This window comes from Streptosporangium sp. NPDC002544 (assembly GCF_040295965.1).
Taxonomy (GTDB): domain Bacteria; phylum Actinomycetota; class Actinomycetes; order Streptosporangiales; family Streptosporangiaceae; genus Streptosporangium.
In genome coordinates, this window is the sequence record NZ_JBEOWJ010000009.1 from 139,768 (window position 1) to 163,662 (window position 23,895).

Genomic DNA, 23,895 nt, shown 5'->3' on the forward strand with positions numbered 1-23,895 from the left:
ACCGGATCTCGCACAGCGAGTTTCTGTCCTGGTCGGCTGATGACCGGGACAAGGCGATCTGGCAGCACGTCCGCGCCCGGCAGACCTGCTCGCACTGCGGTACCCGGGCGGCCGAATGGGATGAGCGGCGCGGCGGTCACCGGCACGCCTACGTCGCCCACGCGGCCCGCTGCCGGGGTTGTGAGCTGGTCGAGGCCAAGAAGGCGTCCATGTCGGGTGATGAGGGCCGGGGCGTGTACATCGAGCTGAGACCGAGGGGGGCGAATGGCCAACCGTCGTGACCTCAAGGTCAACATCGACGCCGACCCGTCCGGCTTTAACCGCGGCATGAAGTCGGCGGAGGCCTCGGCGAAGGTCTTCGAGCGTGAGCTGCAGAAGATCGAGGACGCTCGGCATTCGGCGATGACCGAGGTCGGTGGCATGGCGGCCGGAATCGGCGCTGGCATGCTGGCCGGGTTCGGCGTGGCGGTCAAGGCCACGATGGACTTCGACAAGGCCCTGTCCGGGGTGGCGGCGGCATCCAATGCCAGCGCCAAGGAGCTGTCCGCTCTGCGGGAGGCGGCGATCAAGGCGGGCGCCGACACCGCGTTCAGCGCGACCGAGGCAGCCCAGGCGGAGACGGAGCTGGCCAAGGTCGGTATCAGCACCTCCGACATCTTGAGCGGCGCCCTGAAGGGGTCGCTGGACCTGGCGGCGGCCGGCCAGCTCGACCTGGCCACCGCGGCGAAGGTCAGCGGTCAGGCGATGACCATCTTCGGGAAGAGCGGTAAGGACGTCGGGCACATCGCTGACGTGCTGACCGCTGGCGCGACCGCGTCGTCGGCGTCGGTCGAGTCGATGGCCGAGAGCATGGAGCAGGTCGGCCTGGTGGCCGCGCAGACCGGCCTGACATTGGAGGACACGGTCGGCACCCTGACGGCGTTCAGCAAGGCCGGGCTCAACGGCTCGGATGCGGGAACGTCGCTGAAGGTCATGCTGCAGCGCTTGTCAGCGCCGACGAACATCGCCGCGGCTCTCATGGATGATCTCGGGATCGCCGCCTTCGACGCTCGGGGGCAGTTCGTCGGCATCGACAAGGTGGCCGGCCAACTGCGCGCCTCCTTGGGCCAGCTGACTCCGGAGCAGCGCCAGTCCGCCCTCGCCACGATCTTCGGCGCGGATGCGATCCGGGCGGCCACCGTGCTGTACGCCGATGGCGAGGCCGGGATTCGCAGCTACATCAACACGGTGAACGACCAGGGTGCCGCCAGCAGGCAGGCCGGGATGCTGATGGACAACCTGGCTGGGGACCTGGAGAAGTTGAAGGGGTCGCTGGAGACAGCGCTGATCACCGGCGGGTCCGGGGCGACCGACATGCTGCGCGGCCTGGTGCAGGCCGCCGACGGCGCCGTCGACACCTTCAACTCGTTACCGGGGCCAGTGCAGGCCGGGCTGACCGCCGTGGGTGGCATCGCCGGGGCGGCGACGCTGGCGGGTGGTGGTCTGCTGCTGCTGATCCCGAAGATCGCCGAGACGAAGGCCGCGATGGCTGCCCTGGGCTGGACCGCCGACACGACCAAAGGCAAGATGATCGGGCTCGGCAAGGGCGTGCTCGGGGTCATGGCGGCGTGGGCGGCGTCGGAGGCGACCGGGGCGCTGACCTCGGGCCTGCGGGGCAGTAGCGCCGGGGCTGATGACCTGTCGCGGTCCATGAAGCGCCTGGCCGAGACGGGGCGCTTCATGGGCGACCTGGGCGACCAGTGGGGCGGCATGTTTTTTGAGGGCGCCGATGCCGCGAAGCGGTTCGGCGAGGCAACCCGCGAGACTCTGTCGCCGTCCTTCTGGGAGGAGTACTGGTTTCACCCGCTGTCGTCGGTCACCTCGATCCTTCCCGGCTTCACCTCGACGATCACCGGCTTCACTGAGAACTTCAAGCAGATGGACTCCGTCTTGGCTGGCATGGTCCAGGCGGGCAACGCAGACCAGGCCAAGGCCGCGTTCGCGAACCTGGCCACCCAGGCGAAGGCCGCCGGGGTGGACGTGTCGCAGCTGTCGACGCTGTTTCCGAAGTACGGGGAGGCGCTGAAGGCGGTGCCGGGTCCGGCGTCAGCCGCGGCGGGCGCGACGGGCCAGGTGGCCGACGCTGCCGAGGAGGCCACGGACGCGCTGGGTGACCTGAAGGCGGCCCTGGATGGCACCTTCAATCCGTCGATCTCGGCGTATGAGGCGCAGACAGCTCTGGAGCGCTCTTTCCAGTCGGCCAGCGCGGCGATCCTCAAGTCCAAGGGGGCTCTTGGCCTGAACAGTGCCGCCGCTCTGGACGCCCGTGATGCTTTCTCTGGGCTGCTCAGCAGCGTCGTGAGCGCAGCCACGGCGAACGGCACCTTGAAGCAGTCCAGCGACGTCGCCCGTAACTCGTTCCTGCGGCAGCTCCCAGCGCTGTACCAGCTGGCCGGCAACAGCAGCAGCGCCAAGGCGCAGATCGCCGCGCTGGCGTCCTCGTTCAGTATCAGCGGGCGGCAGGCCGCCGAGGCGAAGCGGATGGCCGACAGTTTCCGCGGGTCGGTCAGTCAGTTGCGTAGCAAGAGCATCACGCTCAAGGCGGACGCCGCGCAGGCGCAGGGGGCTATCAGTCGGATCAAGAGCGACCTGGCCGGTATCCCCAGGTACATCAACGTGCACGTCAACACCACGCGGGGTGGCGGTAAGCCGCTGGCTGGTGGCGGCCCGGTGATCGGTCCGGGTGGTCCGCGCGAGGACCGGGTGCCGATCATGGCGTCCAACGGCGAGTACGTGGTCAACGCTCGCGCGACCTCCCGTCACCGGGATCTACTGGAGGCGATCAACGCCGGGCGGTTCGCTGACGGCGGACTGGTCGGCGGGGTGCGTGGCTACGCCTCGGGTGGCCAGGTCGCCACCGTGCCGATCAGTGAGTTCGTCTCCCGGTTCATGGGTAAGACCGCGACCCGGGCCGATGTTGCGCGGGACGTCAGGGCGCGTAAGGACGCGGTCGACCAGTTGCTCAAGGCAGAGCGAAAGCTGGCCGAGGATCGGCGCAAGCACAGGAGCGCTCGCACGATCGCCGACGATGAGGCCAGGGTTCGGAAGGAACGGCGAGACTTGTCGGCGGCGACCGACAAGCTGACGCTGACCGAGGGCCGCTATCGGAAGTCCAAGCTGACCGCCGCGCAGAAGCTCTCGTACGGGCTGACGCTGGGCATCAAGAACACCGGCGCATTCATGCGGAACATCGAGAAACTGGCCGCCGCGGGCTATGGCGAGCTCGCCCAGCAGCTGCTCGCGGCGGGCGGCCCGGAGGCCGAGGCGATGGCCGCCTCTGCGGTGAAGCTCTCCGCGTCCAAGCTGAAGAGCCTGAACGCGAAGGTCGTCACGGCCTCGAAGCAGCAGGCCCGACTGGATCAGCTGCCGAACATCCTCAAGATCAAGGCGGCGCAGAAGGGCGGCGCCAAGACGGTGGCCGCGCTCATGCGCGCCACAGGCCTGTCCGAGGATGAGCTGGCCGAGGCGAACGCGGCCGGCCACCTGTTCGAGGCGGGCGGCATCATGCGCTACGCCTCGGGCGGATGGCGGCCAGGCCCAGGGATCGCCACCAAGCCGATGGTCCTCTTCGGTGAGGGCAAGGGGCCGGAGGCGTACATCCCCTACGACCCTGCGCACCGGCGCCGTGCGGCGGGCCTGGTGCAGCGCGTCGCGTCGGACTTCGGAATGGGCGGCGGAGGCGGCACGGTGATCCACCTGACGGTGCAGGGTGCGATCGACCCCATCGGTACGGCCCGCACGGTGGAGACGGCGCTGCGCAAGCTCGTGCGCACCAACGGCCGCGTGGCCCTGAACCTGTGAGGACCTGATGCCGCACGCGCCGATCGTCGAAGTCGACTGGCCCAACAACGACACCTGGACCGACGTCACCCGCTACGTCCGCGACGAGTCCGGGATCCGCATCAGCCGCGGCCGAGGTGATGAGCAGGACGAGATCCAGCCCGGCACGATGAGTCTCACCCTGCACAACGACGGCCGATTCACGCCTGGCCTGGCCTCCGGTGCGTACTACCCGAACGTCAGGAAGGGCCGGCCGATCCGGTGCCGCCTGATCCGGTGGACCACGAACATGCTGACCAACAGCTCGTTCGAGACCGACACCGCGGGCTGGAGTGCGGCGGGCACGGTGCTGCCGGCCCTGACCCGGTCAACGACCAGGGCGCAGTCCGGGGCAGCGAGCCTGCTTGTCGCCTGGGGCACGGGTGGCACTGGCCCGGCCGCGCGGATCATCGTGTACGGCTTCGAGATCGGCGAGGTCTACACGGTCAGCGCGTACGTCTACGTGCCGTCTGGCGGATCCCCAGCCGTGCGGCTCGGCGTGGTCGGCCTGAGCACCGGCACGGCCAGCTCGACGACGAACGCGTTTCAGCGGATCAGCTACACCTTCACCGCCACCGACACCTGGCACGTCGTCCAGGTGACTCCGAACACCGCGCCGACGTCGGGTCATCAGGTGTGGGTTGACGCGGTCCAAGTGGAGCGTGGCTCGGGGGCCACGACCTACAGCGGCAGCGACGCCACGATCAGCGCGCGCTTCCTCGGCCGGGTGGGCGAGTGGCCCGTGCAGTGGGCCGACGGGCCTGGCCTCGCTCTGTCGTCGATCACCGCCACTGACCTGTTCCGGCGGCTCGGCGGCCTTGCCCCCATGCGCAGCCTGTTGGAAGAGGAGATGCTGTACCTGCAGCCGGACGCGTACTACACGCTGGGCGAGCAGTCGGGGGCGACCAGCGGCGGGGATACCTCGGGCAAGGGCCAGCGCTCCATGGCGATCTATCAGATCGCTGGCGCGGGCGGCTCGGTCGGGTTTGGGACGGCTGACGGTCCGGGCACCGATGACCTCCCGGCGCCGACCTTCGCGCCATTCAGCTCCAGCCAGGGCAAGGGGATTCGCGCCAACCTGGACGGCCCAACCGCTGGGGCGTTCGTAATGGGCTGCTGGCTGTCCACCTCGACAGTGGGCCGGGACTTCCTGGTGATCCAGACACGGGCGGGCGGTCCGGCCGGGGTGTCGCTGTCGGCGGGCATCGAGGGTGACGGGACGCTGCGGCTGACCAGCGTGCGGGCCGGTGACTACCTGGTCGGCGGCTTCAACGCCATCTTGGGGACGCCGCTGGCCGACGGGAAGAACCATTTCGTGGCGCTGCTGATCTCGGCCAGTGGTAATGCGACGCCGCGGATCGACGACACGACGGCGGGGCTGTCCCTGTCGTACGGCTCGACGATCCGCACGGACCTGTACGACCGGCTCGCGGCCGGCGGATTCCGGGACGCAGGCAGCGGGTTCGCGTCGCTGTTCGACGGGGTCTTGTCGCACGTCTGGTTCAAGCGGGTCGCCTCGATGCCTGCCTGGGCCGATGTGTGGTCGGCGGGTAACGGTCTGACCGAGAGCACCACGGCCCGCTTCGCTCGCCTGTGTCGCCTGCTGGGCCTCACCGGTACGACGCTCGGCTCCAGCAGCACGCAGATCGACCCGCAGGCCGCTGGCGGCAAAGCGCCGCTCCAGGCGTTGCGGGACGTCGCCGGGGTCGAGGCGGGCCTGGTGTACGCCTCGCGGAGCGCCGCCGAGGTGGTGTTGGAGTGCCGGGCCTGGCGCTACAACAAGGTGCCATCGATCAGCCTGACCGCCTCCGACATCTGGGACGACCTGCAGTGGTCCGATGACGACCAGCCGTTGGCCAACGATGTCACCAACCGGCGGGACGGCGGGGCCGACCAGCGGGTCACCGACGCCGTGTCCATCGCCGAGTATGGCGCCTGCGACGGCGGCTCTTCCCAGCCCTGGGCGTCTGACGATGACGCCCTGGCCGACGCGCAGTGGCGGGTCTACAAGGGTGCCGACCCGCCACCGCGGATCACCCAGGTCACGCTGGCGGCCAGCATCCTGTCGTCGTACGCCACGGTGCTCGGCTTGGACCTGTCGGACGTGGTGCGGCTGACGGGCCTGCCGTCCCCGTCGCCGGTGTCGACGATGGATCTGCACATCGAGGGCTACGACGAGACGATCTCGCTGACCCTGCACATGATCAGCTTCAACACCAGCCCGGCGGCGCCTAACCGGGTCTGGCTGCTCGGCACCGCCGGGTTCGGCGAGCTCGGCACCAACACCCGTCTGGCCTTGTAGAGGAGCAGCCCATGCCCATCGAATCACCGAACCTCGACACCTACGGAGCCGTTGCCGAGGCGTCCTTCGAGCACGTCGCCACGGGCGTGAGATTCACCATCACCGTGGCCGGCGACATCCCGGTCGTGGATCGGGACGCCGCTTTCCAGGCGGTCATCGACGACCTAGTGGCGCACCCCGGTTACACGTTCGTCGGAGCCCATCAGATCTACCAGGCGTACGCCAGCGTGACCCCGACCGCGTAGGAGGAGTAGGTGGCAGTCACTCCTGTCAGCCCGTCCGCCGGGCAGCTGATCGACAAGACGTTCTGGGACGCGCAGGTGTTCCAGCAGTTCACTGACTTGTATGCCTCGTGGACGCCGTTCACGAGCGTCTGGAGCGGCGCTACGACCAACCCGGTGCTGGGTAACGGCACGCTGGACTCGGCCTACATGAAGATCGGCAAGACAGCCTTCGTCCGGCTGCGGCTGGTGTTCGGCACCACGACGACCGTCGGCAATGGCCTGTGGGGCTTTACTTTCCCGGCGGCCATCACTCCTGCGTATGTGCAGAGCTTGGCCGGGTTCTGCTCCAACCAGCTCGGCACGATCCGCTACGTACTGGGCGCCTACCTCACCGCAGGGTCCGGGATCTTTCGTGTTGCCAACAGCGCCAACAGCAGCGGCGTTTCGCACAACAGCCCTCTGGCGTGGGCCAACGGCGATCAGCTGGTGCTCAGCGGCAGCTTCGAGTGCTCCTGACGATGCGCCGACGTCTACGCCAGCTCGACGCGCTGATCGGCTACCGCGGTTCGGTGCTGCTCTTCTTGGCCTTATGGTCCGCCGGTCAGGCACACCGCTTCGCCTGGCCCGACCCTGCTGCCCTGGCGACGCCCACGTACGTCTATCTGGCGTCCGTGGCGCCGCTGGCGGTGCTGGCGGTGCCGTGGGCGGTCTGCGCGGCCCTGTGCGCCGTCCAGTCGGTCATGCTGGTCGACTGGCACGCCTTCGCACTCACGGCGGGCGTGCTGGTCACCTGGGCCATCATCTACCTCGCCGGCGGCCTGCGCGGCGCGATCCCGGACGGTGCGTGGGCGTGCATCGTCCAGGTCACGGTGGCGGGGCTGATCCTGCGGCTGTCCAGGTGGCCGGACCCCCCGCGGGGGGTGTGATGGATCCGGCGATCGTCGTCGGCCTGGTTGGTGGGATCTTCGGTCTCGCCTCGACGGTCTACACCGCGCGGCAGGCTCGCCGGGCGAGTCAGGACCGGGCAGAGCAGGACGCTCGCGCGGCCCGGGTCGCGGCCGAGGAGAGCGCCTACCGGAGGGCTACCGAGTTCGACACGGCGACGCAGGCCCGCATGCAGGCGGAGATCGCGCGGCAGGCGGATCAGATCCGTGTGCTGCAACGGCAGGTGACTCGGCTGACGCGGCAGCTCACCAAGGCCGGCCTGGCGCCGGAGACCACCGAGGAGGACTCTCTTGCCTGAGATCGTGGGGTTGTCGTGACGGCCGTTTACGGGAGTCTGGTCACGCCGGGCGGTGACCGGCCATCCGGGGCGAGCGTCCTGATCAGCCTGGTCGACGGCGTCGGCCGGTCGGCCCTTGGTTTCACCGCCGCCGCCGAGGTCCTCGGCCAGGTCTCCGCGATCGTCGATGTCGACGGTTCGTGGACGGCCGGCCTCACCCCGAACGGGGAGGTGACCGCCGCGGTGGGGCCGACGCTTTATCAGGTCACCGAGCGGGCCGCGGGCAGCTCGGGCTCGTACTTCATCTCGGTGCCGACCTCGCCGGATCCGGTGTGGGTCGGCGATCTGCGGGTGACGCTGCCTGGGTCCGCGGCCGAGGAGCTCGTCGGCTACGTGCCGTTGGCCGGCGGGACGATGACCGGCGAGCTGGTCCTGGAGGACGGCTCCCCCGCGGCGAGCGAGCAGTACGTGGCGGATAACGGCGGTGGTGGAGGCGGAGGTACGCCGTCCGGCACGGTCGTCTCCGGGACCTCGTACGGGCAGGCGGCTGCCGCGGGCGCCTCGGGCACCTATTCCCGGGGTGACCACACCCACGGCACCCCGGCGCTGCCGGCCCCGGGGGCGATCGGTGCGGCGACGTCGGGGCACACGCACGGTGGCGTTTACGATCCGGCCGGTACGGCGGCGTCTGCGGTCGCGGCGCATGAGGCCGACACCACGAACGTGCACGGCATCATCGACACCTCCACGCTGGAGACCTCGAGCGGCGCCGCGGCGAAGGTGTCCGCGCACGCGGTGGCGAGTGACCCGCACGGGGACCGCGCCTACGCGGACGCAGGAGACGCTGCCCGCCTGGCCAAGGCGTCCAACCTGTCGGACCTCCCTAACGCGAGTACGGCCCGCACGAACCTCGGTCTGGGCGGCGCGGCTGTCCTGGCGGTCGGTGCCAGCACGGGCACGGTCGCGGCCGGGGATGACTCGCGCATCACCGGCGCTCAGCAGCGCAGCACCCTCACCACGAAGGGCGACCTGTACGTCGCCACCGGGGTCGGCGCGGTTGCCCGGGTCGGGGTCGGCGCGGACGACCAGGTCCTCACTGCTGACTCGGGGCAGGCGGCCGGGGTGCGGTGGGCGGATCCGCCTGCTGGTGGAGGATCCGATCATCCGGCTTTCCCGTTGTCGGGGTACGGGCTGTTGGCGGCGTCGGGCGATCCGGCGGGGTTCTTGGCCAACTCGAACGCCACCAACAATTCGATCTTCATGGCGCGCGTCTGGATCCCGGCGGGCGTGGTGGTGACGTCCCTGTGGGCTGCGGTCCGTACGGGCGGCACCTACTCGCCCACAGGGACGCCGAACCAGCTGGCCTTGTATGACGCGAGCGGCAATCAGGTGGCCATCACTGCGGACGACCCGACGCTGTGGTCGGCAGCCGGATGGCGAGGCAACGCCCTACCGTCTTCGGTGCCCGCGCAGGGCGCCGGCCGATGGACGTACATCGGTCTCATCGTCGGCGGCTACACGGTGGGCCTGCCCTACCCGACGGGCGTGGACGACGCGAGCGCCACGTGGTTTTCCGGCGGCGTCGGCTCAACACCGAGGCGGGCGATGTACGCCTCTGGCTCGTCGCTGCCCGCGAGCTTCTCGCCGTCCAGCTATGGGACGCCGACCACCTACCTGTCCCTCGTGGGCGTCTCCTGAGAGGAGAGCACCGATGAAGCTCGTCAACCGCGCCGCGTTCGGATGGGGCCCATCCGCCGCATCCGCAGCCAGGCCGCGTGAAGGGCTGGTCATTCACTACGACGGATCGAACCAGGGCCTGGCCAGCAAGGCGCACAGCGCGTGCGTCACCTACTGGCAGAACACCCGGAAGTTCCACATGGGGGCGTCTCGGGGCTGGGCGGACATCGGCTACTCGTTCGGGGCGTGCCCGCACGGCTACGTGTTCGAGGGCCGCGGCCTGGACCGGGTGCAGGCGGCTCAGCCGGGCGGAAACAGCAGCCACTACTCGGTGACCCTCATGTCGGGCCCTGGCGAGGACCCGACCGCCGCGCAGGTCGACGCGGTTCGCCAACTCCGGGCGTGGCTGATGGGCCAGGGCGTGGGCCCGGCCGTGAAGGGCCATCGGGACTTCTTCGCTACCTCGTGTCCTGGGGATCGGCTCTACCGGCTGGTGCGGGACGGGGTTTTCAGTGGATCACCGACCAAGGAGGACGACATGCCGACCGCGAAAGAGATCGCCGACGCTGTGTATGAGCGGCTGTCGCACACCGTCACCGAGGACGTATGGGCGGCCAAGGAAGGGATTTTGGCGCCGGGTCAGAAGGTCGACCCCAGGACGGCGCTCAGACAGATCTGGGCCTACGGCAAGGACGGCTACCACCGCCAGCGGGAAGTCCTCGCGCGGCTCGACGCCCAGAACGCCACCATCCGCGAGCTGGCCGTGGCGCTGGCGGCCCGCGATGACGAGATCGACGTGGACGCCCTGGTGGCGCGGATCGAGGCGGCGATCGAGGGGATCACCGTCCGCCTGGAGGTCAGCAGCCCCGCCGCGCCTTGATCGAGGGCGCGCTCCTCGCTTACCTGGTTGCTGTCGCCCAGCGCGACGAGGAGCCCGATTTCATGCCAGCGAATATGCCACCACCGTCTGACCAGCTCGAACGCGGGCGAGTTCCAAAAATCCGACCTCAGATGAGAGAGATCACCATGCTCAAGATCGGTTCTTACGCCAAGGCGATCACGTCGGCGCTGGCCGCCGGCACCGCCGCGCTCGTCACTGCGATGGGCGACGGGGTGATCGTGCAGGGCGAGTGGGTCACCGTCGCCCTCGCGGTCCTCGGGGCACTCGGCATCACGTACGTGGTGCCGAACGCCGCGCAGTCCGACCCGCCCGCCGGGGCTGCACGCGGCCCGTACCCGATGGCCTGATCCACCTCTTCATGGGCGGGGCGTCCCACTGTCCCTAGTCGGCCCCTCGTAGGATCGCCCCGGTATCGCACGCCCCGGGGGAGACATGGCCGACTACGAGATTCCTGACGATCTGATCGCTGCCCAGCGCGCCTACGACGCGGCCGACGCGCGCGTCCAGGAGGTGACGGACGCGCTGCCGTCCTCGCAGGAGGTTGGAGGGGGCCATGACGGACGAGCAGCGGGCCGAGCTGGTCGAGGTCGCGAGGCTCGGCTGACCGCGCTGGAGACGATGAACCGGCATCCGTGGTGGGCGACGGTAGGCGACCGGCACGCCGCCAAGACGGCCCTGTGGAAAGCGGCCAGAGGCTGACCGAACGCGAGCGCCCCGTCTGGTCTCCGGACCGGGCGGGGCTCTCTTCGTCTCGGCTCGACTACGGCAGCAGCTGCTGAGCCGTGAGCCACTTCTCCCACTCGACGACGACCTCATTGGCCAGGTCGACAGCGTCATATGTCTGACCGTTGGAGGTGACGAACCACCGGTGCTCGCCGGTGGCTCCGGCATGTGCTGGCTGCGGTTCTGATCTGGCTGGAGCACCGCCGACGTACGCCTTGATCTCAATCGTCCCGAGTGTGACGTAGGCATCCTGACGCGTGAAACCGGTCGTCTTGTCGCCCGTCTTGGCGTCCCGCGTCAGACCCAAGTGCTTGACACCGTTGCAGAGATCCGCGCACAACTGGAGACACAGGACGCTCTGCCCCGGCGTATTGAAGAGGCCTTCCACCTTCGGGTGCGCTGTCACCTGAGCTCTCGTCGTGGGGTCGTTCTTGAGCCAGTCCTTCAGGTGGTAGGCGTCCTGGAAGAAGTGATAAAGCCGGTCGCGTGCCTCGGCGGAGCCCATGGAGCTGGGGCCAGCGGCTTCGAGCAGTCGCTGGTGACTGCGGAGCATGCGCTGGTACTGGTCGTGCCAGCCTTCGGAAAACGTCATCGGTTTCCTCTCGGTCGGGGGTGGCTGGCCGGCCCCACCCTCGCGGGGGCCGGATCTCGGGAGCCACTGCGCGTATCGGACGTATCACACGTCACGCCGGTTGCCTCCCATAACGGACCGGCATAACGAGCGCCAGCAGCCGAGCCGATTCGCCCCCGCCTCAGAAGCCCTAGCCGTACGCTGGCCTGGTACGGCCCCCTCCCCTGGGGATGATGCTGCAGCTGACCCGCCCCGGCGGGAACACGGAAGCCCCGCCGCTCTTCTGAGCGGCGGGGCTTCTTGGCGCTTAAGGCGGATCCTTACGCGGTCAATCAGGAACATTTCGACATGATTGTAAATATTGACTCACGTACGCCTTTTATGGTCGATTGCGCGAATGTACGTGTACCACGTTGGCGACTACCGCGTCGCGAAACTCCGCTCTGAACGCGTCCAGGAAGACGGCGAGTGGGTGACGATGGATCACTACGCCGTCCTGGACACGACCGAGGTAAGCCCCCCCATGGAAGTGTCATTTCCTCGCCCTCGCGAGGAGATCGACGACGTCGAGGTACAGGAGATCCTTGAAGCCGTGCTCAGGCAAGTTCGTCAGGCCGAAGCGGGGGCAGATTCGGATCTTGAGCCTCTCCCGCCAGAATCGCCTGCACGTCCTCCTCAGGCGCACCTACGGCTCGTGCGAGACGAGCCCGAGACAGATCCAGATCAAGACGGGCAGTAGCGTGGATGGCGGCGTTCAGCTCAGGGTCCATCCGCTCATGCTGACTCGGCGTAGTGATCGACCGCAGGCAGACGACGGCGCCCCTGCCCTCCAGGCGGTCACTCGTCGGTGGGCAGGTTCTCGATGGCGGCGCGGCGCTCGTCCTCCGACGGCAGCGTGTACCGGCGGGCGGTCTCGATGCTGTGACCGAGCAGCTCGGCGATGACCACGATGTCCTCCCCTTGCCGTCGCAGGTTCGTCCCCAGCGTGTGCCGCAGCACGTGAGGCGTGAAGTCCTCGACTCCGGCGGCGTCCGCCAGGCCGGTGAGGATGTCGTAGATGCCGCGCGTCGTCAGGCGCCGGCCGCGGGCGTTGACGAACAGCGCGACCTCTTCGGCCGCTGGGGTGCGCTGGGCCATCCACGTCTCCAGGGCGGCGCGTAGATGCGAGTGGACGGGCACCTCTCGGTAGCGGCCGTTCTTGCCGTAGCGGACGATCAGCATTCCCTTTCTCGCGGACAGGTGGACGTCGTCGACGTCGAGAGCGGCGAGCTCCGCAATGCGCAGTCCGGCGTAGAAGCCGGTGTAGGCGATGGCGGCCGCCCGGGCGGGTGCGCGTTCGGCCTCGCGTAGGAAGCGGGTCTGGGCGCGCTGGTCGAGGGCGCGCGGGGCGAGCTGGGGCAGGGCGGTGCGTTTGGCTGAGGCGGGGCCGACGCCGATGCGCCGGTTGAAGTCGTCGACGGCGGTCAGGTGGGCGTTGACGGTGGCCGGGCTGCGCTTGGCGACGGTCAGCAGGTAGGCGCGGTAGTCGCGGGCGGCCCAGTCCCGGGTGGCCGGGTCGATGAGGGGGTCGCCGTTCAGGGCGCCGGCCTCCAGCCAGGCGAGGTACTGGCGGATGCGGGACAGGTAGGCGGTGACGGTCTTCGGAGACAGCGGGGTGCCAGGCCGGGTGACGTGGGCGCGGTAGGTGGCGAAGGTGCCGGCGTAGCGGTCAGGCAGCCGGGTCGGCAGGGCCCCGGGAGTTCGTCGTGGAGCGGAGTCATCACCATCGTGATCAAGGTTCGTAATATCGGAAGTCGAAACAGGCTCCTGCGGATCCCCGGAGAGCGAAGTATCGGAAGCTCCCCCCGGGGACAACTTCTGATACTCACAAGTATCGGAAGCTGCTCCAGTGTGCAGACTCATGGCGTCCTCTCAAGATCGGGTTTAGGAATGGGGCGGCCCCGGCGCCGAGGGGGACACCGGGACCGCGGGGTGGGGTCAGGCGGTGAGCATCTCCCGGTAGCCGGGCAGGCCGCGCAGGCGCACGGTCGCGACGACATCCCGGCCGAGCTGGATCATCCGGCTGGTGTCGCCGCCGTGCGCGGTCGCGGTGGCGTAGACCTCGACCAGGACGCGGGTCTGCTCTTCTGGGGTGAGCCGGGCGACCGCCGCGGCGGCCTGGGCCCGCTGCTCGTCCGTGATGAGGCCGGCCACCCACTCGTCGTAGTCCGTGTCCGTCATGTTCGCTCCTCTCATCAGGCGCCCACTCAGCCGAGCAGCTCGGTGAGCAGGGTCTCGTGGGCGGCGAACACCTGGCCGCTGTAGGTCTCCCATAGGTAGGCGACCAGGACGGCGTAGGTGTCGGCCTGCACCCACTCGGCCCGCCGGGCGTCGTCGGCCCCCTTCACCGCGGGCAGCTCGGCGACGGTTCCCAGGTGGACTCTGGCGGGTGTGGTCACCATCCACGCCTCATCGGTCGCCCTCGGGTCCGGCACGACCCGGACGGGGAGCACCTGCCAGGACGCGCCCGGCACGGTCAGGCCGGTCTCCTCGACCAGCTCCCGGATCGCCGCCGTCAGCGGGTCCTCGCCGGGGTCCAGGCACCCGCCCGGGATGGCCCAGCCGTGGTCGTCGTCACGTTCGATCAGCAGCAGCCAGCGGTGGCCGACGGTGCGGGCGGTGACGATGGCGTCAGCGGCCTGGCGCTCGCCCCAGTGGCCCAGCTCGCCGCGGCCGTACCGGATACCGGTCGGCGCGCACGGGTTGACCGGGCGGCCGTCGACCAGTGCGAACGGGATCGCTGCGGCGCGACGGCGGGAAGCCCAGTCGATGCGGGTCGGGTCCATCTCCGGATCCGCCCACCCCTCCTCGATGCCCCGGGTGAACACGTCGGGATGCGTGTACGTGGTCATCAGGTCCACCACTTCCGCTTCCACTCGGCGTCGCTCCGGCAGTCCCGCGCGTTGGCCTCCGCGACCCGGCGGTTACCGTCGTGCTCCCGGATCATGTACCTGTCGGCGGCGGGGTCGGTGCTCTTGCCGGACCTCAGGAGCTCCTTGTGCTTCGCGATCTTTCGGGCTTCCTCGCGAGCTTCTTTGCTGTACGTTTCGGCCTTCTTCTCCCACTCCTCCGCTTCGGCGGCCTTCTTCTTGCTGCTGAACAGACCCATCTCGATCTCCTTCGCGTGGTGGTGGGGGGCTACCTCTTGTGGGTGTGCCGGGTGACGATGTCCCGCTCGTCGGCGAGGTACTGCTGGCGCAGCCGCTCGTGCTTGGCGTCGGCGGTCTCCTTCAGTTCGGCGAGCTCCTTCCGCGCCTCCGGGTCCTTCCGGTAGAGCTTCCGAGCGGCGCGCTCCTGCTTGTCCTGGGCGAACAGACCCATGTCGATCTCCTTCTCGTGGTGGGGCCCCGGCCAGGTTGGCCGGGGCCAGGCGGGTTAGGACTGGATGACGGGTTTGGCCACGTCCCGATGCGTGACGGTGACGTGCATGCCGTGGTCGCTCCGCAGCCCGGCGGCAATCTCCTCGGCGAGCGCCACCGAACGGTGTCGGCCACCGACGCATCCGGTGGCGACGGTGACATCCCGGCCGGTGGCGGCGGCCAGGGCGGCGGTGCACGCCACGGCGTAGCCGACCAGCGCCGAGGCGCCAGGGGTGGCCAGCACGTGCTCGCGCACCGTCCGGTCCAGGCCGGTCAGGGTGCGCATGGCCGGGTCGTGGTGGGGGTTGCGGAGGTTGCGCCGCGCGTCGATCGTCAGGTCCGCCGTCGGCTGCTCGCTGTGGCCGTAGCCAAACGAGGTGATCTGGACGCCGGTCACCTCTTGACCTTGTTTCCGACGCCGTTGCAAGACCAGCACTTGCCGCCACCGAACGGCTTGCCGGTGCCGTTGCAGTAGTCGCACCGCTCGGTCAGCTGACGTGTCGGGACCTCGCCGAACTGCTCGGTCTTCTTCTTGCTGAACAGACCCATCGGTCTCTCCTTCGCTTGGGCGCCTGCTGGTGCCTCGGTGGGGGGAGCGGCTGCTCCGGGCATGTGACCGGCGCGGACGGTCACGCACCCGCAACCTCCGTCAGCCGATGGTCCAAGGCCGGCCAGAGTCGGCTGCGGCCTGCGCGTCCCGGGCGATCTGCTCGGCGATCCGCCGGTCGTTGCCCCGCAGTCGGGGAGCGACCTCGCGCAGGGACCGGGCCGCCTGCTCGGCCTCCTCGCCGCGCAGGGTCCGCGTGTCGCTGCCGTTGCGCATGAACCCGAGCAACTGGGCCGCACCGGTCGAGGACTTCCCGCCCTTGCGCTCCACCTTCTTGGCGAGCTCCTCGGCATAGGTGTAGGAGCGGGTGCCGGTGTTCTTGCCGAAGAAAATGCCCATGGTGATCTCTCCTGGTTGGTCAGGCGCTGCGGTGGGCGCTGGTGTAGGTGGTGGTGACCTGGGTGGCCGGGGCCGCGGGGAGGGCGGGTGCCGGGCGGGTTTCCAGGACGCGGGCCACCTGGGTCCGCGCCGGTGCCCGCATCGGCGCCGCGGCGGCGGCTGGCCGCATCGGGTTGGCCCGGCGGACGAGCAGCAGGATCGTGGTGAGCGCGCTGTAGGCGGTCAGGCCGAGCAGGACCCACGCGGTGATGGTGCTGCCGCCGGCCACCGCGTACAGCGCCGCGGCCGATCCGGCGACGAGCGCGAGGCCACCGCCGACCCGAGTGCAGAGCGCGCTCATGAGCATCGCTCCGGCCGTGACACGAACTTCCTGGCACATGTTGATCTCCTTCGGACGGGATTTACGGGGTCTGGACCACCCTCTGGCGAGGGTCTAGAACTAGACATTTCGCCTCTAGGAACTAGACGGGGCGCCTAGGAAACTAGAGGCCGCCAACCTGGGAAAACACGTTCCTAGAGGGGCTAGACGGGGCCTCCAGAGGAGGCTCATCACCGCCTCTGGAGGCGATTCAGCGCCTCCACGAACTGGGACCGCCGGTAGCCGTTGCGGTTGGTCCCGCCGATGTCTTGACCCTTCGGCGCGACATCGTGCGGACGCAGCAGCCGGGCCAGCTCTCCGGGCTCGTTGGCCAGGTCCTCCCACTCCGGATCCCGGGTGAGCCGCTCCAGCAGATCCGCGGTCCAGATCTTCTCCGCGTCCCCGCAGGAGGCGATGCACGCCTTCAGCAGCAGCACGTCCGGGTCGTTGTCCTGGACCGGCAGCGTCCCGGCCGCCTGCCGTAGCCGGTAGGCGATCTCGACGATGTCGCGCACGTCGTCGTCTCCGGCCTCGCCCTCGTCGGGCTTGTGGAGGTAGCCGGTGCGGATCTGCGCGGGGGCGGATCCTTCGGCGTGCAGCCAGCCGGCGCCCTTGTGGTCCTTGTCGAACTGCGCTCCGGAGTAGCCCTTGCTGGCCATGCCCTGACCGAGGATGGTGTCGGACGCGGCGTTGGTGAAGCACATCATGGCGAGCTTGGTCGTCATGATGTCGCGCAGCCGGGTCGGTACGACCTCGGCGGCCGGGCGCTGGGTGGCGATCGAGGTGAACACCCCGGCGGCCCGCCCGCGTCCGACCAGGTCGGCCAGGCCCACGGTGATCGGCCCGTTCGCACCGCCCAGCTTGGACGTGGTGAAGAACTGCACCTCATCGGTGTGGAAAGCCAGGAACGGGCAGTCCAGGCGCCGCCAGTTCTTCCCAGTGATCTTCACGACCCCGGCCTCTTCCATCACCTCGTAACGGCGATCCATCTCCGCCACCAGGCTCTCGACCAACTCCAGGTACAACTCGGGATCGGGCTTGGTCAGATACTGCTCAGCGATCTTCTTGTAGACCGCGAGCTCCACCCGCTTGGCGTCGGCCAGCACGAGCTTCGCGAACGGGTCCAGAGCGATGGCGCACAACACCTGGTCATCGGCCACGGACTTACCGGACCCCGGCTCACCACCGGTCAGCATCGCCTTGCCCACCGGGGAGAACGTGACGTCCACCCCGCGCGGAGACCTGCCCATGTAGATGCGCTCGGTCCAGATGTCGAACGGCGTCTCACGGCCGATCAGCGGCGACTTGATCGGCGGCCCCGTCAGCGGGTCACGGTCGGGCGACCACAGACGGACACGCCCCTCGTGATCGGGCACCGGGTCCACGTACAGACGGGCGACACCGCGGCCAGATGCCCCGGCCAGCTTCTCCCGCTTCTTGACCACATCGGCGTAGGTCACGTCACCGGGGAGTTCCACCTCGCACATCCACGCGTTCTTGTCGCGGATCACGCCGGGCGTGATGACTTTCACGTCGTCGATGCTCTTGGCGAGCTTGGCGTCGACGAAGACCTTGCGTACCGCCTTGCCGGAGGGGTGGGTGCCGATGTCGCGCGCCGCTTGTGCCTCGCCGTTCTCGGCGCTGCTCCGGCGGATCACGTACTCGGCGATCCCGCCGACCGCCGCAGCCAGGGCGAGCAGCGCGACCGGAGGCAGCCAGAGCGGCCAGCCCGCATTGAGCCACAGCCACAGGTCACCGCCGCCGGCGACGCCTGCGGTCCACAGGGAGATCTTCCGGCGCCGGGCGCGGGTCGTCTCGACCAGCTCGGGCCGGGTGGCGAGGATCTGGTCATGCTCTGCGGCGGTGACCCACCGCCACCAGGCGCCGCCGGTCCGGGCGACTCCCGCGGTGCCGTACCCGGCGCTCGCGCGGGTCGCCTTGGCCGCGATGCGCAGCATTCCACCGCGGTCACGTCGGGCCTGGTCGACCCTGCGCACGACCAGGTCAACGCTGCGGCGGGGCGTCCACACCTGGGTCGGCTCGACGACCTCCTCGACCTCGGCGGCGATGCGGGTCACCGGCAGGCGCAGCACGTTGTCGTAGTCCTCGACGGGCTCGCTCATGCTCGCCCCCCAGCTGCTCGCTGGACGCGCAGGGCACGCCCGTCCATGGCCAGCTTCGTGGCGAGGTAGCAGGTCAGCGCGGTGAGGCCGACCATGGCGGCCCACCCCGACCCGCGGGCGATGGTGTAGATGAGCCAGCCGATTGTGCCGCCGGCGGCGAGGAGGGTGAGCCAGGCGATGCGGCCCCACCCGGCCCGGCGGGCAGCGGCGCTGACCTGGGCGAGAGTACGGGCACCTGGGGTGAGCGGGCACAGGGCGCCAAGGAGGCCAACTCCCAGGCCCAGCAGGATGGTCAGGTCGGTGGACATCACGCCTCCTTCGGGCGCTTGAAGTAGAAGGCGAAGCCAGAGCGATCGGAGTTGTAGGCGGCGGAGATGAGCTCCCAGCCGTCCGCGCCGAGCTCGTTGAGCTCGTCAGCAGAGCAGTTGCCGCGGGCGAGGTACTCCCAGCGGGTCATGACCCACCTCCGGCCACGAGTAGCTTCTGGACCTCACGGGCCTTCTCGACGCCGACGCCGAGAGCCGCACGGATCTTGTGGAGGCCGGGATTCGGGGTGACTTCACCGGCCGCGATCATGTCGCGGATGTGGTCGGCCATCACCTGTACCGGGGCTGTACTGAGGGTGTACCGGTCAGGCGCGTTTTCCCTGTACCGAGGGGGTACCGGGGGTGTACCGGGGGGTGTACCGCGCCACGGCACCGGAAGGTCGGAAAGGATCTTCCAGAGGGTCGGCAGCACCCACACGGCGATCACCGCGGCGACCGGGCCGAGCGAGTGCACGATCAAGTCCAGGAGGTCGAAGTCCATCTTGAACGCCGGCCAGCAGTTGAGGGTCAAGGTGAGGCCGAGAAGCACCAGCTCGACGCGGAACAGCTTCCGGCCCTCCGGGCTCTTGCGGTCCACGACCCGGCCGCGGATCGCTGAGTATGCCTGCACGCCGACCGCGGCAAGCAGCGGCAGCGACAGGACGACCTCGACGCCGAACGCCGCCCACCAGCCGAGGTCACTCGACTTGAGGCTGAGCGCCTTCACCACGGACGCCTGCACGCCGATGGAGGAGACGGCCAGCGCGATCCCGGCGGCGGCCAGTGTCATCGTGGTGGTCACGCGGCGGACCTTGGCGTCCCGGTAGGCGAGCGCCCCGGGGTCCTGCGTGAGCTGGTGCAGGCGGGCGGCCTCCCAGGTGCGGCGCCGGTGCTTGCGGACCTTGGCCGTGTCGAGCAGGAGCGGCGTCTCGTCGTCCTGCAGTTCGGCGAGCAGGTGCGCCTCGGCGACCTCCTGGCGGAGCTGGCGGACGCGCTTGGTTTCACCGTCGACCAGCGCGAGGCTGGTCGACGGTGAGGGGGCGGGGTCAGTGACGTTGGCGAGGCGCTCCAGCTCGGCGAGACCGCTGGTGATGTCCTGCGGCGTCGGCTCGCTGGGCTCGCCGGGTGGCGGGCTTGCGGTCTTCACGGTCGGTTCTCCTGGTCGGTCGGCGGTGGTGGAGCTGTGCTCCGGACACGCGCCCGGTCGGGCCGGGCGCGATCCGCAACGTCAGCTACGGTCAGGCGGAGATGAGCGACTTGCTCGCGGCGACGAGGCTCTTGAAGGCGGAGCCGGGCCGGAACTTCGGCCCCCAGGACGCGGGGATGTCCAGGGGCTCGCCGGTCTGCGGGTTACGGCCGGTACGGGCGGACCTCTCGCTGGCCTCGAACGTGCCGAACCCCTTGACCTCGACCTGCTCGCCGGCGGCGACGGCCATGGGGATGACGTCGAGGAGGCCGTCGAGGACCTTGGTGACGGTCTTCTTGTCGACGCCGTCGATGTGTTCGGCGACGGCGGCGATGAGCTCGGACTTGTTCATGTGGTTCTCCTTCGGTTCGGTGGAGCTGGTGCTCCGGACGCCGTCCGACCGTGGGCCGGGCGGCATCCGCAACATCAGCGGACAACGAGCTGGTCCTTGCCTAGGTGGATGGTCTGTCCTGGGGTGACGGTGTCCGCCTGGTGGCGGAGCTTGGCGGCGGTGTCGCCTGTGGCGGCGTACGACCGGGCGATGAGGAGTTTCGCGGCGGTCTCCCGCGTGATCGTGTCCATGCCGTCCCCCTCTTAGGTCTGGTTCGGCTTGGGCATCGCGCGGCAGCGCTCGGCGTGGTCGCGCGCCCACTGCTGGACCTCGGCTACGGCCTGCTGGAAGTCCTCGTCCTGCTCGGGGTCGTCGTCCAGACTGAAGGTGAAGCGGACGGGGTAGTGGGACTCGCCGCAGCGCTCTCCGGTGCACGCTCCGCGCACCGCGTGCGACTTCGAGAGGTAAGCCGGGCGGTTGTCGATGACGTCGTCGATGACGTCGGCCGTGGCTCCGCCGACGGTGAGGTACCGGGCGATGACACCGGCCGGCCACGCGGTCTCGCTGCTCACTTCGTCCTCCTCGGCGGGTTGGTGCGGGCGGGGTCGTCGTGTCGGGGGCGGGGCTCGGGCTGCGCGGTGGCGGAGTCCAGGGCGTTGAGCGCGGTGAGGGTGGCGGCGAGCCGCTCGGCGGGCGTCACTTCTTGCCGCCCTTCATGCAGCAGGACCCGGTGCAGCTGCTCGTCGACACCGTGGGGCGGCCCGGGTTCTTCATGGCCTTGTCGAGCGCGGCGAGGGTCTGGGTGATCTCCTTGGGGCTCATGCGGCCACCGCCGTCCGTGCCGCGTCGACCAGGCCGAGCAGGGCGCGGGCGTAGGTCTCGGCCTCGGCGAGGGTGAGCTCGTCGCGGTCCCCGCTGTAGGCGAGGACCATAGGGCCGTCGTCGGTGGTGCTCAGGTAGACGCCGGGCACCTCGGTGCGGCGGCGGCAGAAGCTGTCCTCGGCGTTGGTGCCGGTGTAGTGGTCGGTGCACCACGGCGCGTGGCCGGGTGCGGGTGTGAGAGTCTGGAACACGGTTCTTCTCCTAGGCAGGGGCGGGATCACAGGGCCTGTCCGGTGTCATCAGCACCGGGCAGGCCCGCTCTCGTTGAGGGCGGCAATCTCGGACGCAAGATCAGCGCCAGGGTCGTTCAGCAGCGCCTCGACGTCAGCGCCTCGGAATCGGTACTGGCGGCCCGGGGTGCGGGTGAAGGGGATTCGCCCGGCCCGCGCCCAGTCGGTCACCGTCTTGGGCTTGACACCGACGAGGTCAGCAACCTCCTCCGGCTTCATCAGGCGCTCGGCAAGTGCCGGGCGGTCGGACGGGTCGGCGATCACAGATCCTCCAAAACGGACAAGGGCATGGTTGTGCTCAGATCGTTGTGCTATGCATCCGTGCTAGCACGCTCTAAGGGGAAGCCTGCGGTACGGCACGGGCCATGTCAAGGGATTGACCTAGACCGGGCGTCCTAGCACGGTAGATTGGCCGGACAGGAGGCCACAGGAGGAGACGCATGGTCAGCTATCGCCAAATAAGCGATGATCTACGTAAATCGGTCGAGTCAGGCGAGTACGGGCCCCGCGCCCTGCTGCCGTCCCTCACCGAGCTCACGCAGCGATACGGCGTCGCCCGCAACACGGCCACTCAGGCACTCAAGGCCCTGGAGCAGGAGGGACTGATCCAGTCCATCTCCGGTCGCGGCTGGATCGTTCGACCTCGGCCGCGCCCTCGACGGCACGGCATCGATCGCTACTCCCGCAGCCGCTGGAGCAGCGATGGCCAGGCCATCCTCGTCGCCGAGACCGCCCGTCAGGGCCTCACCGCCCGGCAGGAGATCCGCGAGCTCGCCGAGGTGCCCGCTCCGGAGCCCGTCGCCGAACGACTCGGCATCCCCGTTGGCACCGTCGTATGGGTCCGTCGGCGGACCACGATCATCGACGACAGGCCCCACCAGCTCGCTGACTCTTACTACCCGCTCGACCTGGTCGCGGGCACCAGGATCCGCAAGGAGAACACCGGCCCCGGCGGCAGCTACGCCCGTCTGGAGGAGACGGGACTGCGGCTCGGGGAGATCGGGGAGGAGATCGGCGCGCGCATGCCCACCAGTAGGGAGGCGACCGCCCTGGCCCTGCCCGCCGGCACACCCGTGGTCGACCTGACCCGCACGACCTACGACACGACCGGCCGCCCCGTGGAGGTCATGCTGGCTGTGATCGCTGCCGACATGTCGACGTTCGCCTACCGATTCCCTATCCCCGACTAGCCGCTTTCCATCCCCGACTAGGACACCCGTGCACATCACCTACGAGACCGCGGCGGCACCTGGCCGCCCGTACAACGAGGACTACGTGGTCGCAGGCCCCACGTGGGCCGCCGTCCTCGATGGCGCGACCGCTCCGGCCGGGGTCGAGTCGGGCTGCGAGCATGACGTGCCGTGGCTGGTCGCGCAGCTCGGTAGCGCGCTGGCCCGCCAGCTCGCGACGCGACCAAAGGAGAGCCTGCCCGACATCGTGGCCGGCGCCATCCGGGCCACGATGGTGGCCCATGCCGACACCTGCGACCTGGCCAACCCCGACAGCCCGTCGTCCACGGTCGCTGTGCTGCGCGAGCAGGGCGGTCTGGTGGACTACCTGGTGCTGTGCGACTCGCCGATCGTGCTTCAGCGCACGGACGGCACGCTTACCGTGATCGACGACGACCGGACCGATCACCTGCCCGGCGGGCGGCCGTACAGCCGGGAGCTGGTGCGGGCATCGCGTAACCGGCCGGGCGGGTTCTGGGTGGCGTCCACGGCCCCGGATGCTGCGTACGAGGCGCTGACGGGGTCTGTCGAGGCATCCACTGTGAGCGGCGCACTGCTCCTAACCGACGGCGTGACCCGACTGGTGGAGTGGTACGGCCGCTCCTGGGATCAGCTGGTGACCACGGCCGCGACCGCCGGGCCTGCCGAGCTGATCGCCCAGGTGCGGCGAGAAGAGCGGGAGCAGGAGGTTCCGGACTTCGCGAAGCGGCACGACGACGCGACCGCCGCGTGGGTCTCCTGGTGAACTCACGAGAAGAGCCCCCGCCGTACGGCGGGGGCTCTTCGTTTCGGCGACCTCACTCCCCCCTCCGAAGGAGGAGACCACCGCTCCGACCGGACCCCGGGTAACGCCGGGCGCGCGCATGTCCGGCGAAGTCAGCGCCTGCGGAGTGTCTCGTTGTAGACCACCAGCAGGAAGTGAGTGCGGATCACGGCCGGGTCGATGCCCATCTCCTCGGCGAGCTGGAGCGCGGCCGGCGACAACTCGAAGGCGGCGATGTCGCCGCGGCCCAGCACCTTCCGGGCGGCGATGACCATGCGGTCGTACTCGGAGTGAGGGGTCGACTCTGAGGAGTAAGCCACGGGCCGACCGTACGTTGCCTTAACTATGCCTGTCTATAGCTATGAGCTGGTACGGGCTTCTATGAGGACAGCTCAGGTCCTACGTACCGTCATCCTCGTGATCGACTACGACCCGACCCAGCCGAAGTGGCGGCAGATCTACGACGTCGTCCGGGCGCGCATCGAGACGGGCGAGCTGCCGCCGAAGGCGCTCATCTCCGAGGTGAAGCTGGAGGCTGAGTTCGAGGTCGCCCGGGTCACGATCCGCAAGGTCACCGCACAGCTCCGCGAGGACGGGCTGATCATCACGACGCCGGCCATGGGATCATTCGTCACCGAGCGAGCCGACCAGTAGCCCAAACGCGCG

At 69.4% G+C, this 23,895-nt stretch carries 36 protein-coding genes; 14 read left to right on the forward strand and 22 right to left on the reverse strand.

Annotation, left to right across the window (positions count from 1 at the left end):
• Positions 1–420: 420 nt before the first annotated feature.
• The 10 genes from ABT061_RS15830 to ABT061_RS15875 all read left to right on the forward strand — a co-directional run bounded on the left by ABT061_RS15830 (position 421) and on the right by ABT061_RS15875 (position 10,883).
• A complete protein-coding gene (locus ABT061_RS15830; protein ID WP_350917304.1) occupies positions 421–3,840 on the forward strand; it encodes a phage tail tape measure protein in 3,420 nt (1,139 codons plus the stop codon).
• 7 nt (positions 3,841–3,847) lie between these two features.
• Positions 3,848–6,160, forward strand: a complete 2,313-nt coding sequence (locus tag ABT061_RS15835) for a carbohydrate binding domain-containing protein (RefSeq protein WP_350917307.1) — start codon at positions 3,848–3,850, stop codon at positions 6,158–6,160.
• 11 nt (positions 6,161–6,171) lie between these two features.
• Positions 6,172–6,405, forward strand: coding sequence for a hypothetical protein (locus ABT061_RS15840; protein WP_350917310.1), 234 nt, complete (start codon positions 6,172–6,174; stop codon positions 6,403–6,405).
• Between the two features lie 9 nt (positions 6,406–6,414).
• Positions 6,415–6,900: a hypothetical protein gene (locus ABT061_RS15845; protein WP_350917313.1), complete on the forward strand. Its 486-nt coding sequence runs from the start codon at positions 6,415–6,417 to the stop codon at positions 6,898–6,900.
• Positions 6,901–6,902: 2 nt separating this feature from the next.
• The gene (locus ABT061_RS15850) at positions 6,903–7,310 is read left to right on the forward strand and encodes a hypothetical protein (protein WP_350917316.1); all 408 of its coding nucleotides are present in this window, start codon (positions 6,903–6,905) and stop codon (positions 7,308–7,310) included.
• Positions 7,310–7,627, forward strand: a complete 318-nt coding sequence (locus ABT061_RS15855; protein ID WP_350917319.1) for a hypothetical protein — start codon at positions 7,310–7,312, stop codon at positions 7,625–7,627. Before ABT061_RS15850 ends, ABT061_RS15855 begins: the two co-directional genes overlap by 1 nt.
• 15 nt (positions 7,628–7,642) lie before the next feature.
• Positions 7,643–9,304, forward strand: a complete 1,662-nt coding sequence (locus ABT061_RS15860; RefSeq protein ID WP_350917322.1) for a hypothetical protein — start codon at positions 7,643–7,645, stop codon at positions 9,302–9,304.
• Positions 9,305–9,317: 13 nt separating this feature from the next.
• A complete protein-coding gene (locus ABT061_RS15865) occupies positions 9,318–10,163 on the forward strand; it encodes a peptidoglycan recognition protein family protein (RefSeq protein WP_350917325.1) in 846 nt (281 codons plus the stop codon).
• 131 nt (positions 10,164–10,294) lie between these two features.
• Positions 10,295–10,531, forward strand: a complete 237-nt coding sequence (locus tag ABT061_RS15870; protein WP_350917328.1) for a hypothetical protein — start codon at positions 10,295–10,297, stop codon at positions 10,529–10,531.
• Positions 10,532–10,616: 85 nt separating this feature from the next.
• Positions 10,617–10,883, forward strand: coding sequence for a DUF8825 domain-containing protein (locus ABT061_RS15875; RefSeq protein ID WP_350917331.1), 267 nt, complete (start codon positions 10,617–10,619; stop codon positions 10,881–10,883).
• A gap of 61 nt (positions 10,884–10,944) precedes the next feature.
• Here the strand turns inward: ABT061_RS15875 and ABT061_RS15880 are convergent, their stop codons facing one another.
• Entirely contained in the window at positions 10,945–11,499 is a 555-nt protein-coding gene (locus tag ABT061_RS15880; RefSeq protein WP_350917334.1) for a hypothetical protein, read from the reverse strand.
• 376 nt (positions 11,500–11,875) lie between these two features.
• Between ABT061_RS15880 and ABT061_RS15885 the strand changes: the two genes are divergently transcribed.
• Positions 11,876–12,217 carry a hypothetical protein gene (locus ABT061_RS15885; protein ID WP_350917336.1) on the forward strand — a complete coding sequence of 114 codons (342 nt, stop codon included), beginning with the start codon at positions 11,876–11,878 and terminating at the stop codon, positions 12,215–12,217.
• 98 nt (positions 12,218–12,315) lie between these two features.
• Here the strand turns inward: ABT061_RS15885 and ABT061_RS15890 are convergent, their stop codons facing one another.
• The 20 genes from ABT061_RS15890 to ABT061_RS15985 form a co-directional block, all read right to left on the reverse strand.
• Positions 12,316–13,332, reverse strand: coding sequence for a tyrosine-type recombinase/integrase (locus tag ABT061_RS15890; RefSeq protein ID WP_350917339.1), 1,017 nt, complete (start codon positions 13,330–13,332; stop codon positions 12,316–12,318).
• A 123-nt stretch (positions 13,333–13,455) separates the two neighbouring features.
• Positions 13,456–13,698 (reverse strand): hypothetical protein, encoded by a 243-nt coding sequence (locus tag ABT061_RS15895; RefSeq protein ID WP_350917342.1) that lies wholly within the window; start codon positions 13,696–13,698, stop codon positions 13,456–13,458.
• A 26-nt stretch (positions 13,699–13,724) separates the two neighbouring features.
• Positions 13,725–14,369 carry an NUDIX domain-containing protein gene (locus tag ABT061_RS15900; RefSeq protein ID WP_350917345.1) on the reverse strand — a complete coding sequence of 215 codons (645 nt, stop codon included), beginning with the start codon at positions 14,367–14,369 and terminating at the stop codon, positions 13,725–13,727.
• Positions 14,369–14,626 carry a hypothetical protein gene (locus ABT061_RS15905; RefSeq protein ID WP_350917348.1) on the reverse strand — a complete coding sequence of 86 codons (258 nt, stop codon included), beginning with the start codon at positions 14,624–14,626 and terminating at the stop codon, positions 14,369–14,371. The genes ABT061_RS15900 and ABT061_RS15905 overlap by 1 nt, the downstream gene beginning before the upstream one ends.
• Positions 14,627–14,655: 29 nt before the next feature.
• The gene (locus tag ABT061_RS15910; protein WP_350917351.1) at positions 14,656–14,838 is read right to left on the reverse strand and encodes a hypothetical protein; all 183 of its coding nucleotides are present in this window, start codon (positions 14,836–14,838) and stop codon (positions 14,656–14,658) included.
• A gap of 54 nt (positions 14,839–14,892) precedes the next feature.
• Positions 14,893–15,273, reverse strand: a complete 381-nt coding sequence (locus ABT061_RS15915) for a RapZ C-terminal domain-containing protein (RefSeq protein WP_350917354.1) — start codon at positions 15,271–15,273, stop codon at positions 14,893–14,895.
• Positions 15,270–15,425 carry a hypothetical protein gene (locus ABT061_RS15920; RefSeq protein ID WP_350917357.1) on the reverse strand — a complete coding sequence of 52 codons (156 nt, stop codon included), beginning with the start codon at positions 15,423–15,425 and terminating at the stop codon, positions 15,270–15,272. Before ABT061_RS15920 ends, ABT061_RS15915 begins: the two co-directional genes overlap by 4 nt.
• A 100-nt stretch (positions 15,426–15,525) precedes the next feature.
• Positions 15,526–15,822 (reverse strand): DUF7739 domain-containing protein, encoded by a 297-nt coding sequence (locus tag ABT061_RS15925; RefSeq protein ID WP_350917360.1) that lies wholly within the window; start codon positions 15,820–15,822, stop codon positions 15,526–15,528.
• 19 nt (positions 15,823–15,841) lie between these two features.
• Positions 15,842–16,201 carry a hypothetical protein gene (locus ABT061_RS15930; protein ID WP_350917363.1) on the reverse strand — a complete coding sequence of 120 codons (360 nt, stop codon included), beginning with the start codon at positions 16,199–16,201 and terminating at the stop codon, positions 15,842–15,844.
• Positions 16,202–16,371: 170 nt separating this feature from the next.
• Entirely contained in the window at positions 16,372–18,303 is a 1,932-nt protein-coding gene (locus tag ABT061_RS15935; protein WP_350917366.1) for an FtsK/SpoIIIE domain-containing protein, read from the reverse strand.
• Complete coding sequence (locus ABT061_RS15940; protein WP_350917369.1) at positions 18,300–18,611, reverse strand: hypothetical protein; 312 nt, start codon at positions 18,609–18,611, stop codon at positions 18,300–18,302. Before ABT061_RS15940 ends, ABT061_RS15935 begins: the two co-directional genes overlap by 4 nt.
• Complete coding sequence (locus tag ABT061_RS15945; RefSeq protein ID WP_350917372.1) at positions 18,611–18,760, reverse strand: hypothetical protein; 150 nt, start codon at positions 18,758–18,760, stop codon at positions 18,611–18,613. The genes ABT061_RS15940 and ABT061_RS15945 overlap by 1 nt, the downstream gene beginning before the upstream one ends.
• On the reverse strand, positions 18,757–19,755 hold the full coding sequence (locus ABT061_RS15950) for a hypothetical protein (RefSeq protein WP_350917375.1): 999 nt from the start codon (positions 19,753–19,755) through the stop codon (positions 18,757–18,759). Before ABT061_RS15950 ends, ABT061_RS15945 begins: the two co-directional genes overlap by 4 nt.
• A gap of 91 nt (positions 19,756–19,846) precedes the next feature.
• Positions 19,847–20,146 (reverse strand): HU family DNA-binding protein, encoded by a 300-nt coding sequence (locus tag ABT061_RS15955; protein ID WP_350917378.1) that lies wholly within the window; start codon positions 20,144–20,146, stop codon positions 19,847–19,849.
• A gap of 74 nt (positions 20,147–20,220) precedes the next feature.
• Positions 20,221–20,376, reverse strand: coding sequence for a hypothetical protein (locus ABT061_RS15960; protein WP_350917381.1), 156 nt, complete (start codon positions 20,374–20,376; stop codon positions 20,221–20,223).
• A gap of 12 nt (positions 20,377–20,388) precedes the next feature.
• Positions 20,389–20,697, reverse strand: a complete 309-nt coding sequence (locus tag ABT061_RS15965; protein ID WP_350917384.1) for a hypothetical protein — start codon at positions 20,695–20,697, stop codon at positions 20,389–20,391.
• A complete protein-coding gene (locus tag ABT061_RS15970; protein WP_350917387.1) occupies positions 20,694–20,825 on the reverse strand; it encodes a hypothetical protein in 132 nt (43 codons plus the stop codon). Before ABT061_RS15970 ends, ABT061_RS15965 begins: the two co-directional genes overlap by 4 nt.
• Positions 20,822–20,947: a hypothetical protein gene (locus ABT061_RS15975; protein ID WP_350917390.1), complete on the reverse strand. Its 126-nt coding sequence runs from the start codon at positions 20,945–20,947 to the stop codon at positions 20,822–20,824. Before ABT061_RS15975 ends, ABT061_RS15970 begins: the two co-directional genes overlap by 4 nt.
• A complete protein-coding gene (locus ABT061_RS15980) occupies positions 20,944–21,198 on the reverse strand; it encodes a hypothetical protein (protein WP_350917393.1) in 255 nt (84 codons plus the stop codon). The genes ABT061_RS15975 and ABT061_RS15980 overlap by 4 nt, the downstream gene beginning before the upstream one ends.
• A 48-nt stretch (positions 21,199–21,246) precedes the next feature.
• On the reverse strand, positions 21,247–21,501 hold the full coding sequence (locus tag ABT061_RS15985; RefSeq protein WP_350917396.1) for a helix-turn-helix domain-containing protein: 255 nt from the start codon (positions 21,499–21,501) through the stop codon (positions 21,247–21,249).
• A 176-nt stretch (positions 21,502–21,677) separates the two neighbouring features.
• Between ABT061_RS15985 and ABT061_RS15990 the strand changes: the two genes are divergently transcribed.
• The gene (locus ABT061_RS15990) at positions 21,678–22,427 is read left to right on the forward strand and encodes a GntR family transcriptional regulator (protein ID WP_350917399.1); all 750 of its coding nucleotides are present in this window, start codon (positions 21,678–21,680) and stop codon (positions 22,425–22,427) included.
• Between the two features lie 28 nt (positions 22,428–22,455).
• Entirely contained in the window at positions 22,456–23,211 is a 756-nt protein-coding gene (locus ABT061_RS15995) for a protein phosphatase 2C domain-containing protein (protein WP_350917402.1), read from the forward strand.
• Positions 23,212–23,342: 131 nt separating this feature from the next.
• On the opposite strand, the gene ABT061_RS16000 is transcribed toward ABT061_RS15995, so the two are convergent.
• Complete coding sequence (locus tag ABT061_RS16000; RefSeq protein ID WP_350917405.1) at positions 23,343–23,549, reverse strand: hypothetical protein; 207 nt, start codon at positions 23,547–23,549, stop codon at positions 23,343–23,345.
• Between the two features lie 97 nt (positions 23,550–23,646).
• On the opposite strand from ABT061_RS16000, the gene ABT061_RS16005 reads away from it, so the two are divergent.
• On the forward strand, positions 23,647–23,883 hold the full coding sequence (locus ABT061_RS16005; protein ID WP_350917408.1) for a GntR family transcriptional regulator: 237 nt from the start codon (positions 23,647–23,649) through the stop codon (positions 23,881–23,883).
• The last annotated feature ends 12 nt before the right edge of the window (positions 23,884–23,895 follow it).

Bases quoted from the DNA above. Each gene is read 5' to 3' on its own strand.
- ABT061_RS15830 (WP_350917304.1), top strand. From the start codon at position 421: ATGGCGGCCGGAATCGGCGCTGGCATGCTGGCCGGGTTCGGCGTGGCG.
- ABT061_RS15835 (WP_350917307.1), top strand. From the start codon at position 3,848: ATGCCGCACGCGCCGATCGTCGAAGTCGACTGGCCCAACAACGACACC.
- ABT061_RS15840 (WP_350917310.1), top strand. From the start codon at position 6,172: ATGCCCATCGAATCACCGAACCTCGACACCTACGGAGCCGTTGCCGAG.
- ABT061_RS15850 (WP_350917316.1), top strand. From the start codon at position 6,903: ATGCGCCGACGTCTACGCCAGCTCGACGCGCTGATCGGCTACCGCGGT.
- ABT061_RS15855 (WP_350917319.1), top strand. From the start codon at position 7,310: ATGGATCCGGCGATCGTCGTCGGCCTGGTTGGTGGGATCTTCGGTCTC.
- ABT061_RS15865 (WP_350917325.1), top strand. From the start codon at position 9,318: ATGAAGCTCGTCAACCGCGCCGCGTTCGGATGGGGCCCATCCGCCGCA.
- ABT061_RS15870 (WP_350917328.1), top strand. From the start codon at position 10,295: ATGAGAGAGATCACCATGCTCAAGATCGGTTCTTACGCCAAGGCGATC.
- ABT061_RS15875 (WP_350917331.1), top strand. From the start codon at position 10,617: ATGGCCGACTACGAGATTCCTGACGATCTGATCGCTGCCCAGCGCGCC.
- ABT061_RS15880 (WP_350917334.1), bottom strand. From the start codon at position 11,499: ATGACGTTTTCCGAAGGCTGGCACGACCAGTACCAGCGCATGCTCCGC.
- ABT061_RS15885 (WP_350917336.1), top strand. From the start codon at position 11,876: ATGTACGTGTACCACGTTGGCGACTACCGCGTCGCGAAACTCCGCTCT.
- ABT061_RS15895 (WP_350917342.1), bottom strand. From the start codon at position 13,698: ATGACGGACACGGACTACGACGAGTGGGTGGCCGGCCTCATCACGGAC.
- ABT061_RS15900 (WP_350917345.1), bottom strand. From the start codon at position 14,369: ATGACCACGTACACGCATCCCGACGTGTTCACCCGGGGCATCGAGGAG.
- ABT061_RS15905 (WP_350917348.1), bottom strand. From the start codon at position 14,626: ATGGGTCTGTTCAGCAGCAAGAAGAAGGCCGCCGAAGCGGAGGAGTGG.
- ABT061_RS15910 (WP_350917351.1), bottom strand. From the start codon at position 14,838: ATGGGTCTGTTCGCCCAGGACAAGCAGGAGCGCGCCGCTCGGAAGCTC.
- ABT061_RS15920 (WP_350917357.1), bottom strand. From the start codon at position 15,425: ATGGGTCTGTTCAGCAAGAAGAAGACCGAGCAGTTCGGCGAGGTCCCG.
- ABT061_RS15925 (WP_350917360.1), bottom strand. From the start codon at position 15,822: ATGGGCATTTTCTTCGGCAAGAACACCGGCACCCGCTCCTACACCTAT.
- ABT061_RS15930 (WP_350917363.1), bottom strand. From the start codon at position 16,201: ATGTGCCAGGAAGTTCGTGTCACGGCCGGAGCGATGCTCATGAGCGCG.
- ABT061_RS15935 (WP_350917366.1), bottom strand. From the start codon at position 18,303: ATGAGCGAGCCCGTCGAGGACTACGACAACGTGCTGCGCCTGCCGGTG.
- ABT061_RS15940 (WP_350917369.1), bottom strand. From the start codon at position 18,611: ATGTCCACCGACCTGACCATCCTGCTGGGCCTGGGAGTTGGCCTCCTT.
- ABT061_RS15945 (WP_350917372.1), bottom strand. From the start codon at position 18,760: ATGACCCGCTGGGAGTACCTCGCCCGCGGCAACTGCTCTGCTGACGAG.
- ABT061_RS15955 (WP_350917378.1), bottom strand. From the start codon at position 20,146: ATGAACAAGTCCGAGCTCATCGCCGCCGTCGCCGAACACATCGACGGC.
- ABT061_RS15960 (WP_350917381.1), bottom strand. From the start codon at position 20,376: ATGGACACGATCACGCGGGAGACCGCCGCGAAACTCCTCATCGCCCGG.
- ABT061_RS15975 (WP_350917390.1), bottom strand. From the start codon at position 20,947: ATGAGCCCCAAGGAGATCACCCAGACCCTCGCCGCGCTCGACAAGGCC.
- ABT061_RS15990 (WP_350917399.1), top strand. From the start codon at position 21,678: ATGGTCAGCTATCGCCAAATAAGCGATGATCTACGTAAATCGGTCGAG.